Source organism: Parabacteroides sp. AF17-28 (assembly GCF_003479205.1).
Taxonomy (GTDB): Bacteria; Bacteroidota; Bacteroidia; order Bacteroidales; family Tannerellaceae; genus Parabacteroides; species Parabacteroides acidifaciens.
This window is the reverse complement of the sequence record NZ_QUGV01000018.1, coordinates 43,055-57,009: the sequence shown is the minus strand read 5'-3', so window position 1 is coordinate 57,009 and position 13,955 is coordinate 43,055. Positions and strand designations below refer to the sequence as shown.

Genomic DNA, 13,955 nt, shown 5'->3' with positions numbered 1-13,955 from the left:
GGAAAGCATGCAATTTGATTGCTAAAAGGCTAAAACACCGACAATGTGATAAAGCTTAACTCCCGGAGAATCGAATATTTGAAAATAAAACGGACGGCGTTCCAAATATCGCAAGGAAATTCAGGGGCTTTTTTGCCCTGAAGACGGTCCTCTTTCCAATTACGACCGTCCAAATCGCCATTGTGACCGTCATAATCTTCGCGAGGTGCCGAGTGCACTACACATTAGCACGGTCGCGGTGGCAAAGAGGACGGTCGTAATTGGGGAAAACACTCAAAAAAGGAGAAAAAGTCCCTTTTTGAGGTTAAAAAAGTGGATTAACATTTGTTTACTCTCGGATGTCTTTTGAACCTAAAAAATGCGTTTTTTACAATAAGGTCCCCCGGGAGAATTGAAAATTGAGAGGTGAAAGGTGAAAATTGAAAGATGAGATATTGAATAAACTATGATGATTTGTCAACATGGAGAGCATAATAATCGATTTTATGCTTTCCATATTGACAAATATTGCTTATTTTTGCTTTGTATAAAGAGCAACTTTATGGAAAAAAGAATTATTAAAACTATTATCCACGAAAAGCAGCAAGAGATTGCTTCGACTGAATTAGTTGAGAGACCCATCTTTTTGGAAGAGTCTTGCAACTATGTTTTCGTGGGGCTTCGCCGTGCCGGAAAATCATATCTGATGTACCAGCATATTCAATCGACAATAAAAACGGGTAAAGCGGTTATCGAAGATATCCTTTATGTCAATTTCGAGGATGAGCGAATAGTTTCTATCAAAGCGGATGAACTGAATCTGCTTCTTGAAGCCTATCGTGAAATGTACGAAAATAAGCGACCGTTGATATATCTGGATGAGATACAAAACGTCGAAGGATGGGAACATTTTGCCCGCCGGCTGGCGGACTCCAAATACAGAGTCTATATTACCGGCAGTAATGCCAAGATGTTGAGTCGCGACATTGCTACAACACTCGGTGGAAGATACATTATTAAAGAAATCTTCCCATTTTCATTTGCCGAGTATCTTACCTACAAAGAGATTGAACTCTCTAAAAACTGGGAATACAGCGATAAAAGAATCTTGGTTGCAAAGCTCTTCGAAGAGTATTTCTATTTTGGAGGATTTCCTGAAACATTCGAATTGAAAGATAAACGGAGCTGGATAAACTCATTATATCTAAAGATTTTATTGGGCGACATTATTACCCGGAATGAGATTCGAAATGCAGAAGCCATTCGTTTGCTTGCCAGAAAGCTGGCGGAAAGTGTGATGCAACCGACAACTCTGAGCCGACTGCAACATATCATAAGTTCGGCAGGAGGAAAGGTGAGCCGGAATACCGTTACCGACTATATCGGATACATGAAAGACGCCTATCTCATTTTTGGCATTTCAAATTTCACCGACTCACTAAGCGATCGGGAAACATCGCAAAAACGATACTTCTGCGATAACGGGCTGCTCAATGTCTTTTTGGCTGATCCGCAAACCAAGCTATTGGAAAATATCGTCGCTCTCACTCTAATGAAACAATACGGCAACGAAGAACTATTTTATTATAATAAGAACATTGAAGTAGACTTTTACCTTCCGTCGCAAAAGATGGCCGTGCAAGCCTCATTCAGTATCACCGACAGCCCTACATTTGAACGCGAAACCAAAGCGCTCGTAAAAATTGCGAATAGTTTCGATATAGAAAAGGCTATCATCGTTACTTATGATGACGAAAGAACTATAGAAGTCAACGGAGTCTCCATAGACGTTATACCTGTATGGAAATGGTTACTCAAATAAAACCTTCTTCAACTTCTGGTAAAGGAACGAGAGAAGCAGCAGGATAACGCCCAGGATGATAAAGATGACGATCTTGCCGATAGTCGGTAACAGCCATAAATCGATAATGACAAGTTTGAGAAGGACAAGGCCGAATGTGCCTAAGCTGATCATTCGCAAAGATTTAAGATGCAGGCGCATACCGATTGCCATCTCTACAAAACCGGCAATAATCAGGGAAATGGAGAAACCGGCATTCATCTCGTCGGCAAGTGAAAACTGCCCCAACAGACTGCGGACGGCAAGCACCAATAACACAGTCGAAAGGATACTGATATAGCCCGTCATCCGGTTAGCCGCCCCGGAACGGTAGTTGAAGACGGCATAATATTCCCTTGCCAGCCAATAGATATGCGCCACGATAATAGCCACAGTCAACCATCCGAGCGTCTCCAAATCCGTCCACATAAGATAACGGTTCAGCAAAACAACCTCCATATACCAGACTACCGAAATGAACAGCGAAAGAGCATACAGCCGGTAATAACGCTCCACCGGAAAACGTTTCCGCATAACGATAAGCATGATAAGAAAAGTGGCAGCCGTAAACGACAGCATCAGCCCTTGCGACAAATACCAGTCATCCACATTCCGCGCAAACTCGATCATAAATGCCGTATAAAGAACCGCACAGCCATCCAAAAGGGTGATGGCATTGAACGGCGAATATTTCAGTACGGAAGTCGTGCCAAACAACTCTTTCTCCCTGAACAGGAACCAGGCAACCAACAAAAACGCCAAACCCACGAAAACGCCCGTCGCAAACATCCCATTCACAAACAGGGACGGCCTCGAGTCAGCACCCAATATAGCTTCAATATCCATCCAATAGGAAACGTTCGTCAAAAAGAAAAGTATCGCGACAAAATATTCATATACCGGTATCCTCCATTTGATGAAGAGCCACAGGACAATCACCATCTCCGACGCCCACAGCAAAGTGATGAACGTCCCGTCCAACTGGATCGGAATCGTGATAGAAAGGAAGGTCAGTGCCAACCCGATCAAAACAGAGGGCAACAAACCGTTTTCCGTCTTCCGCCGGTTGAGAACAAAAGCTATCACAGCATTAACAGCGGCAATAAACAGTGTAAACATCCCTTTTACAGGCCGTTCGGGACCCATTTCCCGGAGGAACCAAAGACAGAAAAAGAGGAAAAGGAAATTATTCAGGACCACGACAGCCATCAATAGCTGGTTGATCTTACGGCTGTCCGAACGAATCACGGAAACAATCGGCAACAGGAAAATCAGATAGAATAGGGTAACGAAGAGCAGCAGGTGCACTAATTGCGTATGGGTGGCAATCTCCAGATCGGCCGCACACGAATAACCCAACAGGATCAGGTAGCTGGCCGCAAAGCATACAAGCGGCAGCTCGCCCCATTTCTTATAAAGGGAAAGCCCGAACATCCCTAAGTTCAATATCGTCAAGTAGCTGAACAGCACCAGGTAACTACCCATACCGTTACTGACCAGGAAAGGAGAAATAAATCCGCCGACAAGGGCGATAACGGCCAGTTCCCTCCGGTTATAAAGGACGGACAGCACCGACATCCCGATCGTCAGCACCACTAATATGATAAAGGCCGCCGCCTGATTGAACAACCCGTAATAATGGTAAGCCATCGCAACCGTCACATAGAAAACGGCAAAAGCGCCACCTGCCAGCAAGGAACTGAATGCGCGGTATGTCTTTTTCAGTTTCCCCGAGATCAGCAACAAACCACCGCCGACAAGGAATCCCAACACAGTGCGGAACACTTCATTAATCCAATCCTTATCGATCGCATACTTCACGAACAAGCCCACGCCGACAACCAATATCAGGATGCCGATCTTTCCGAACAGGTTTTCCCCTATACATTTCTCGTAATTAACGGGTTTGCGTTGCCTTTTAGGAGCTTGCGGCTTCGGCGTTTCTAACGTTACCGGTGTTTCATGGGGAAGAACGTCATCCGGCTTAACCTCTACGGACAATATCGGTATGTGATATTCTTCTTCAACCGGTTTAACCGAAACTGCATCCTCCTTCTTCTCTTTCTCTGCCACCGGATGTCCTTCCAACTGCTTCCGCAGACTGTCGATCTCTTTTTTGAGAGATTCGATATTAGTGGAAACTTTACCTATATGATTATACAGGCTGATCCATACGACAAGAATGAGTAAGACGAAAAATGCAGCTTCCATAATGTCACTGTTTAATTAACAGCGACTAATATACGGATTTTATCTTGAATCTGATTACCGTAAACGAATATGCCGGCAATTCGCAGGTAAATTCCTGTCCAACTTCGCAATCAGAGCTTTGAGGTTCGAGGTTCTTATCTTCCAATGCTCCGGACAGAACAGTCTTGACGGCGCGTGAACCGGCAGCCGTAACATCCTCCAGACGAATCCGTGCCCGGGTTGCAGACGGCAGGATATTCACCATTTTCAGAATCAGGTCGCCTGTCTTGCTGTCCTTTACAACTGATACGGGAAAACGTTTGGCAATGTCTTCCGACGAATCGGACAGCTTCACCGTACTCGGCAGATATTCGTCACCTGCATTCTGCCCGTATAGCTGCTGGACGTAATAGTTCACCGTCGGTTTCACAGTCTGATTATCGAAATAGATCAAATCCGGATTCCATTGCGTATGCCCCTCTTTCGCCAATAGCGGGGCATAGGAAGCCATGCTGACAACGTCGCCGTTGCGCTCCAGGGAAGTCATATAAGCCGCTTCAGCCAACGAGACTTCCAGGTTGTTCGGACGCCCGGGAAGATGGGCGGCATATTCGCCCAAATAAACCTTCACTCCCTTCTGGTCGTAGGAATCGTAGAAATGCTGGTTATTCAAGAACCAACCGGGTGTCTGGTAGTAATGTTCATCCACCATCGGCACGCCTAACTGATTGACAATGGCCCAACCTTCTTCATAATCGGTCCCTTCATTGAAAGGTCCGGCCGTACCGATCACGGTTATCTCGGGATGTTTTGTTTTCAATGCCTGGTAGATCATGGTAAAACGTTCCTCAAAGGCATCCGTTATCTGGTCTTCGTTGCCGATACCGATATATTTCAAGCGGAAAGGTTCGGGATGGCCGGCTTCGGCACGCTTCCGTCCCCATTCAGTAGAGGCATCTCCGTTTGCATATTCCACCAGGTCCAGGATATCCTGTATAAAGGCATCCATGTCGCACATCGGGATTCCCTGTTGTCCGCCACCTTGCGAGTTCTGGCAACACACGCCGGCAGCAATCACCGGGACAGGTTCCGCATGGATATCTTCGCAATATTGGAAGAATTCGAAATAGCCCAATCCTTTTGTCTGGTGATAGCCCCACAGGTTCCGCTGCGGTTTACGGCTTTCCAGCGGGCCGATCGTTTCTTTCCAGTTATATATATTATGCACGCCGTCGCCATGTGCCAGGCATCCGCCGGGGAAACGCATGAAGCGCGGATGCAAGTCGGCTATGGTCTGCGCCAGATCGGCACGCAGGCCGTTCTTCCTGCCTTTAAATGTGTTCTGAGGAAAAAGCGAAACCATATCCAGATGTACCGTACCTGTCAGTTTCGGTTCAAGTGACAACACTCCTGCGCGTACATCCGCATTGGCAACCAATACCGTATGCTGCCGCTTCCATTCCTTGGAAGAGACATTCACTGCCGACTGTGCCACTTCCCTGCCGTCTTGATCCAACAAACGGACAATCATCTTGCCCCCCTTGCTGCCTTCCGGAAGACGCGCAAAAAGCGAGAAATCATATTTGTCCCCTTTTTTCAAAGAAATCCCGTCAAAACCGTCGTTCTGCAAAGCAACTCCCGGATTTGCCTGAAGCACTGCATAATGCGGGTTATTTTCGTGTAAAGGATTCTCAACGGCTATCGTAACAGGTGAAGAATGCCCTCCTTCCCTGACACTCCATGCATAACCGCTATCCCAGCCTTGACGCGCACCATCCTCGGGGGAGTATTCAAAGTCGCGGTTCTGGATCAGTTCGGCATACAGACCGCCGTCGGCCGCATAGTTCAGGTCTTCAAAGAAGATACCGAACAGGTTATCACTGATCTTCTTTGCCCGGTTGCCATGAACGGTAATTTCCGCCTCTACAGGGATAGCCCCTTTCAGGGAATCCGGCAGGGCAAGGCGCTCGTTGCGCAACTTTTCACGGTGCTGGAAGGCGGAGACTTCCGACAATAGATTATCGACAAATTCCTCCGAAACAGTGATGATAGAGCCATGTTTGGCATCTTTCGGAATCGAAATACGGTCGGTTACATCCTCCCAGGTATGGAAATCGCGTGTCCGTTTCGCTTCATAGCGGTGACGGGTATAGGCATCCATATAAACCACATAGCTGCCGTCGGACAGCGGACAGACGGCTGGTCCTTCCACCCAGTCGGTCGCGAAAGGCTTATCTCCGGTCGGGATGTACGGACCTGCCGCATGGTCGCTCACGGCAACCGACAGTTCTTTCTTCGCCTTCGGCCAGATTCGTTCGTCTTTATAGAGCATATAATATTTCCCGTCTTTCTTCTGGATGGTCACATCGATCACATTATGTCCCGGATCGAAAAATATCTTTGCCGGAGAAAATGTCTTGAAATCCTTTGTCGTGGTATAATACATCCGGTGGTCGTATTTCTCTCCCGGCTCGGTTTTCCATTCGCCGTTTTCCTTGATCGTACTGGCCCAATAGATCACATATTGCCCGTTTTCCTCATCATAGATCATTTCGGGAGCCCAACAGTTTCTCACTTCATAGCCCTCCATTACCTTCGGATAGGACTGGCGCGACCAGTGCACAAGGTCTTTGGAGCAGGCATACCCGATGGCATTGCCGTCCCAGTTAAGTGTCCAGATGCAATGCCAAAGCCCGTCCGGCCCTTGCATGACAAAAGGGTCGCGCATGCGTTTGTCGGCATGCCAGGTCCCGTAATCGGATTTCAGGAAACTATGTTCCGGGCCTATAGGATTCCAGGTATATCCGTCCTCACTCCAGGCCAGATGCATCCCGTTACGGTTTTCATTCTTATCTGTAAAATAGGCAAACAGATAGCGTATATCGGAAGAAGACGATGTCTTTGCCAGCGAAAATACTCCCGGCAACAAGAACAGAATCAAGATAAAGAAGGAAAGATGTTTTCTCATAAGATGACTGCTTTTCAGGTATTACATAAATCAAGAACTTATCACTCCGGCAAAAATAAAGAAAAAGTGTAATAATATACACTATTTATTATTCAAAATGGTGGAGAAAGAGCTTTAACAGACTATTTTTAAGCATTTCTATTTGTTTTATGTACATTTGTACATCGATTATACATTCATATCCACCAGCATGAATCAACATCCGGAAATTTTAAGACAGCTAAAAGAAGGATCTTACAAAGCGTTCAATTCTTTATATGAACAATATTTTGACTTGTTATATGGCTTTATCTTCGGACTCACCCGTTCGCATGAGCAAACCAGGGAATTGGTGCAGGAAGCCTTTATAAAAGTATGGATCAACCGGCAAAAAATAGATCTGAACTTATCTTTTAAAGCCTGGTTGTTTAAAATGGCACAAAACCAATTGAAGGACCAACTGAAAAAGCAGTTCAACAATCCTATTTTTGAAGATTACCTAATTCATTGCTCCGATGAACAATTATCCCTCAACGAACAGGATAGCTTCGACTTCGAGGCATTCAATCACTCTTTGACTAAAGCAAAAGAAAAACTGTCCCCCAGGCAGGTTCAGATATTTGAGCTGACAAAAGAACAAGGACTGTCCGCCACAGAAGTTGCCGACAGATTACAAATATCCGAACAGTCCGTTTACAATTACCTTCATCAGGCATTAAGCATTCTCAGAAAAGAGATGTCTGCTTTTTACACCCTGTTTTTGATGTTCTTCTTACATTCATGAATATCTCAATAAAGACATGTTTTATAACATGCAAAATCATTAGGTAGATTTTTGTCTTTCTATCGTATTACCGATAAACAATCTATTACTATGGTTCAGGAGGAGATCAAGACATTATTCAAAAAATATTTATACGGACAACTCAAAAGTGAGGAAGTTGTACGGTTGAAAGCACTTATCCAAAATATGGATGACCGTTCTTTAGAACAAAATCTATCCCAACTGTGGGATACCTGCCATATTTCCGGAGAAAGAAATATCGAAGCGTTCGATACTATCTCGAAAAACATGGAAGAGATCATTCAACCGCAAAAAAGGATAAGCTTATTGGGATATTTGAATAGAATCGCTGCTGCCGCAATCTTTTTATTACTTATCACTTTAACCGGCTATCTCTATATAGATAAGAGACATATACAAACAGCAATCGCACAAATGTACACAATATCTGCCGAAAAGGGAGAACGTGCATCGGTAACCCTCCCTGACGGGACAAAAGTTTATCTCAATGCAAAATCCACCTTATCATATCCGGCTTCTTTCTCACTAAATGAAAGAACTGTCCAGTTGACCGGAGAAGCCTATTTTGAAGTTAAACATGATGCAGATATACCTTTTATTGTAAAAACTGAAGAAATCCAAATAAAGGTATTAGGAACGACTTTCAACTTATATGCTTATCCAGACGATTCATGGTTCGAAGCCTCCTTAGTCGAAGGCTGCATAGAAGTTACCCCTTATAGAAATCCGGAAAAACAAGTACATCTTTCTCCAAACCACAAAGCCCGCTACAACCATGAAACGGGAGAAATAAACGTAATGGGAACGGACCTTAGAGTCGAAACAGCTTGGAAGCGGGGAGATCTGATTTTCAGAAATCAACCGTTCAAAGAAATAATCGGGCAATTGGAAATATTCTATGGTGTCAATATAACTGCAGATAGAGAATATCCGGAAGAGCTATTTACGGGAAGCTATCACGAGAACGACATCATCCAGGTTTTAAAAAACCTGCAACAACATTATGCATTCGAATATCAAAAATCAGGAAACGAGATATCTCTTAAATTCACTAAATAATCATTCTAAAAGAACAGGCATTATGAATTCTTCTTAAAAAAAGCCGGAGAACCCATACAGATCTCCGGCAAAGTCAATACTTTAAACATAAAAGCCGAACCACCACGTAAGGCTTTAAGTATCAACAAATAATTATTTAAATCTATGTACTATCAAATTATCCAATGCAGTTTAGTGTGTAAAGATACTATTTTCAGATTTATACCGCTGCTACTTATCTCTATTTTTTTAGTTTATCCGACAGAAATTTACGCACAAAATTCTCAAGTCAGTATTTCTGTTAAGAATGTTTCACTCAAAGAGTTATTAACAAATATCGAGAAACAGTCGGATGTCAGGTTTTCTTACATCGAAAAGAATCTCGACCACAAAAAAGATATTACCATCAATATCCAGGACGAACCGGTCGAAAGATTACTGGATCGCATCCTTCCCGGTAAAGGAATGGAATATACCCGGACAGGAAATACGATTGCCGTCAAACTTATCCAGACACAAAAAGATAAGCTGAAAAAAGTGAACGGAACCATCACTGACAACAGAGGTGAACCGATCATCGGTGCCAATGTAGTACAAAAAGGGACAACCAACGGCATCATTACAGACGTAGACGGTAACTTTTCTCTTGAAATACCGGAAGGAGCAACTCTTGTCATATCTTACATCGGCTATTTATCCCAGGAAATCCATACGGGCAATCAATCCATTTTAAATATAAAGCTGTCAGAAGACACACAAAATCTGGAAGAGGTTGTTGTTGTCGGATATGGTGTCCAAAAGAAAATCAACCTGACAGGTTCCGTTGAAAATATCACAGGATCAGACTTGGCGAAGAAGCCCGTGGGACAAACATCGATGGCTTTACAAGGGATGTCATCGGGTGTTACCGTCCAACAAACATCAGGACAGCCGGGTAAAGATAACGGGACCATCCGCATACGCGGTATCGGCACATTAAGTTCTGCCAATCCTCTGATTTTGGTCGACGGTATCGAATCGGATATCAATTCGGTAGATCCGAGTGACATCGAAAGCATATCAGTTTTGAAAGATGCGGCATCAGCTGCAATCTACGGATCGAGAGCTGCAAACGGAGTTATCCTGATAACGACAAACCGTGCAGAAAAAAGTTCGTTTAAAGTCAACTATGACAACTACATCGGATGGCAATCCCCAACATCCATGCCGCAAAACGTTTCAGGATATGACCATATGGTGATGATAAACGAAGCAAACCGGAATGTGGGAAAAGTAGAACCTTTTACACAAGAATATATCGATGAATACCGCAAAAATTCACCATCGGACCTCTATCCTGAAACTGATTGGAGGAAAGTCATGCTGAAAGAGAAAGCCCTGCAGCATAACCACCATGTCAGTATCAACGGAGGTGGTGAAAAAGTAAGTATCTTAGGATCTCTTTCTTATCTGAATCAGGACGGTATAACAATCAACACGAATTATGAACGTGTAAACCTACGATTGAATTCCGATATAAACCTGCATAAAAGACTCTCCGCTAATTTTGATATTTACTTTATGACGGATGACAATGCTACTCCTTCTGCCGGTATGCCCTGGTATTTCCTCAACCGTTATCCGAATAACCTGCAAGGTAAAAATGAAGATGGTTCCTGGGGAATCGGATGGGATGGTACGAACACCTGGGCGCAAGAGAATGATGGAGGGATGACACATGAAAAAAATTATTCCGCCAACATCAACTTCAAAGTCAATTACCAGCCTGTAGATGGTTTAAACTTAAGTTTCCAATATGCTCCTAAATGGAATTTCATCCACTACAAGAAGTTCGGAAAAACGGTTAACTTATACTATCCAAGCGGAGATTTATACAATCCGACTCCATATAGGGCAAATATGACTGAAAAGTACAGCAAGAATGTCACCAATAATCTGAAAGCTTTGGTAACTTATGACAAATCATTCAATGCTCATAACCTATCATTATTGGCGGGATTCGAACAAATAGACTTCCGGGGAGATTGGCTAAACGGGTTCAGGGATCAATATTTATTGGAGAACTACGAAGTGCTAAATGCCGGCTCACCGGCAAACCAAGCTGCAACAGGTTCTGCCAGCGATTGGGCCCTACGCTCCGTATTCGGCCGCATAAACTATAACTACAATCAAAAATATCTTCTCGAAGCCAATATCCGCTACGATGGATCTTCTCGTTTCGCTCCCGGATTAAAATATGGCTTATTCCCTTCTTTTTCCGCTGGTTGGAGAATATCCGAAGAATCCTTCATGAAAGATATCGAATGGGTCAATAACCTGAAAATAAGAGCCTCGTGGGGAAAATTAGGGAATCAGGACATTGGGAACTATCCATTTGTATCGTCCGTTTCATTGGGGATGGATTATGTTTTCAACGGTGCAGTTTCAGCACCGGGCGGGGCGGTCACAGACGCAGCCAATCCCAACATCACATGGGAATCAACAGCAATGACGAACATCGGATTCGACGCGACCCTTTTTTCCAAACTATCGGTCACAGCGGAATATTATGTTAAAAACACATCCGATATTCTTCTTAAATTACCGATACCTGGAACTTCCGGGTTAAATCCGGCTTATCAAAATGCCGGAAAAGTAAGAAACAAAGGATGGGACATTACACTCAGATATAATGATAGAATCGGCGATTTCGAATATGGGATCGGTGTTAATCTGTCGGATGTCCATAACGAAATAACAGATCTGGCAGAAACAGGGCCTTACATTTACGACCGGACAATCCACAAAGAAGGTTATCCTATAACTTCACTCTATGGATTAGAGGCAGAGGGACTATTCCAAAATGCAGATGAAATAAAAGACCATGCTTCCCAATTTGGAACAATATTGGCACCTGGAGATATCAAATATAAAGACCAACTGACAATTGATTCAGATGGTGACGGTATTATGGATAAGGCAGACGGGATCATCAATGCTGACGACCGGGTGATAATGGGAGACTATATGCCACATTACACATATGGTATCGACTTTTACGGAAAGTATAAAAATGTAGATCTGTCTTTTCTGTTGCAAGGAGTAGGCAAAGCAGACGGGTACATCGACCAACAAGGAGTATTGGCATTCTATATGGGAGGTACGGCACAAGAATGGCATAAGGATCACTGGACGGAAGAAAATCGGAATGCATCTTATCCACGACTTACATTCAATTACCCGAACAATGAACAAGTATCTTCGTATTGGATCAGGGATGCATCTTATCTCCGGCTAAAAAATCTCCAAGTAGGATATACGGTACCCAACCGGTTTGTTAAAAAGGTATTCCTGGATTATTGCCGCGTATTCTTCAGTGCACAGAACCTCTTTACCATTACAAGCTTTTATGATGGATTCGACCCAGAAGCTCCTATTGGCAGAGGCGATTTCTATCCTATGATGAAAGTCTATTCATTCGGGCTTAATGTAAAATTCTAAAAACTAATCACCATGAATAAATATATAAAACTTATAATCGGCGCATTTACTTTCGGATGTATTTCATGTTCAGACTTTTTGGAGAAGTATCCATTGGATAAACCTTCGGATGCGACCTTCTACAGTACGGAAAGCGAACTAACGATGGCTGTTAACGGCATTTATTTTAAGAGTATGTATTTCCAACAAGCAGCCTCTCCTTTGAACCTTGTTTTGGATTGTGCCTCCGATATCGGCTGGGACCGCGATCAAGGTAGTGACCTACAATTGTTAGGTGAAGGATTGCATGTACCGACAAATGAAACTTTTAATAAAATATGGTTCAACTGTTATACTGTGATCAACCAATGCAATATGCTTTTAGCCAATATGCACAAAGCACAGTCTATCACAGATCCTAAGATATATACGAGAATAGAAGGTGAGGCTCGTTTTTTCAGAGCTTACCACTATCATTTATTGGTTAACTTCTTTGGCAATATACCTTTGTTGACCGAGCCTCAATCTATCACTGATAAACCGGCCCAAACCGACAGAGACCAAGTTACCGAGTTCATTTTAAATGAGCTGGAGGAAACGGCCAAGCTATTGCCGATACAATATACAGGCGATGATATTGGCAGGGTAACTCAAGGATGTGCGCTTTCCGTAAAAGCCAGGGAAGCCTTATTTTCCGAGAAATGGGATATTGCAGCCGATGCCAGTAAACGTATAATAAAATCGGGTGTCTATTCTCTGGATCCCAACTACAATAACCTTTTCAATAAGCAGAATAAGCAAAGCAAGGAAGTTATTTTCTTCGTGCAATATTCGCGCGTAAACCAACAGACTCACGGTGTTCCTGGTAACCTATTCTCACGTATGGCTTCCGGATATTCCAACAAAGTTCCTGCACAATCACTTGTCGATTCTTATTACTGTAAAGACGGTTTGCCTATTAACGAATCAAGTCTTTACAATGCAGCCACTCCATTCAAAAACCGGGATTTACGGCTGGAAGCAACCGTTGTCGTACCTGGCAGTACATTCCAGGGCTACCAGTTCGAAACACATCCTGACAGTTTGGAATGCTGGGATTACAATGTAACTCCTGCGGTACGCAGAAACAATCAGGACGTAACAAATCCCTATGCTACATTCTCCGGATATTGCTGGAGAAAATACACGGATGAAGAACAAACTTTCAGGCTGAAAAGCGAGCTGAATATCATCCTGATCCGTTACGCGGAAATTTTATTAATGTATGCGGAAGCGATCAATGAATTAGGGAGAATGGATAATCTTGGATACGAAGCCTTAAACTTAGTTCGGGAAAGGGCACAAATGCCGGCTATCAAACCGGATACACAGGAAAATATCCGAAAGTTGATTCGTCAGGAAAGAAAAGTAGAATTTGCAATGGAAGGTTTGCGCTTCTTTGATATCAGAAGGTGGAAAATTGCAGAATCTGTAATGAACGGGAAATTGTATGGAAGACCTGTAAGGGATTACCTGCCTAACTATATCCCGACATTCGACCAAAACGGCATGCCTCAATATGATGCGTATGCTGAAGCATTACGTTCTTTCGATAACAGAACATTCAATCCTGATAGAGACTATCTATTCCCGATTCCTCAAAAAGAATTGGATATTAACAAAAATCTGAAACAAAACCCCAATTACTAATTAAGAAC

The 13,955-nt window shown here is 43.4% G+C and carries 7 protein-coding genes; 5 read left to right on the top strand and 2 right to left on the bottom strand.

Annotated elements, in window-relative coordinates:
• The first annotated feature begins 541 nt into the window (after nucleotides 1–541).
• Complete coding sequence (locus DWW90_RS13550) at nucleotides 542–1,801, top strand: ATP-binding protein (protein ID WP_122345351.1); 1,260 nt, start codon at nucleotides 542–544, stop codon at nucleotides 1,799–1,801.
• Here the strand turns inward: DWW90_RS13550 and DWW90_RS13545 are convergent.
• Together DWW90_RS13545 and DWW90_RS13540 are read right to left on the bottom strand one after the other, a co-directional pair.
• Complete coding sequence (locus tag DWW90_RS13545) at nucleotides 1,790–4,030, bottom strand: DUF2339 domain-containing protein (RefSeq protein ID WP_122345350.1); 2,241 nt, start codon at nucleotides 4,028–4,030, stop codon at nucleotides 1,790–1,792. The genes DWW90_RS13550 and DWW90_RS13545 overlap by 12 nt on opposite strands.
• A 25-nt stretch (nucleotides 4,031–4,055) precedes the next feature.
• Nucleotides 4,056–6,977, bottom strand: a complete 2,922-nt coding sequence (locus DWW90_RS13540) for an alpha-L-arabinofuranosidase C-terminal domain-containing protein (protein ID WP_122345349.1) — start codon at nucleotides 6,975–6,977, stop codon at nucleotides 4,056–4,058.
• Between the two features lie 190 nt (nucleotides 6,978–7,167).
• On the opposite strand from DWW90_RS13540, the gene DWW90_RS13535 reads away from it, so the two are divergent.
• The 4 genes from DWW90_RS13535 (at nucleotide 7,168) to DWW90_RS13520 (ending at nucleotide 13,947) form a co-directional block, all read left to right on the top strand.
• A complete protein-coding gene (locus tag DWW90_RS13535; protein ID WP_122345348.1) occupies nucleotides 7,168–7,740 on the top strand; it encodes an RNA polymerase sigma factor in 573 nt (190 codons plus the stop codon).
• 90 nt (nucleotides 7,741–7,830) lie between these two features.
• Nucleotides 7,831–8,820, top strand: coding sequence for a FecR family protein (locus DWW90_RS13530; RefSeq protein WP_122345347.1), 990 nt, complete (start codon nucleotides 7,831–7,833; stop codon nucleotides 8,818–8,820).
• 144 nt (nucleotides 8,821–8,964) lie between these two features.
• On the top strand, nucleotides 8,965–12,279 hold the full coding sequence (locus DWW90_RS13525) for a TonB-dependent receptor (RefSeq protein ID WP_122345346.1): 3,315 nt from the start codon (nucleotides 8,965–8,967) through the stop codon (nucleotides 12,277–12,279).
• Nucleotides 12,280–12,291: 12 nt separating this feature from the next.
• Entirely contained in the window at nucleotides 12,292–13,947 is a 1,656-nt protein-coding gene (locus DWW90_RS13520; RefSeq protein ID WP_122345345.1) for a RagB/SusD family nutrient uptake outer membrane protein, read from the top strand.
• Nucleotides 13,948–13,955: the final 8 nt, after the last annotated feature.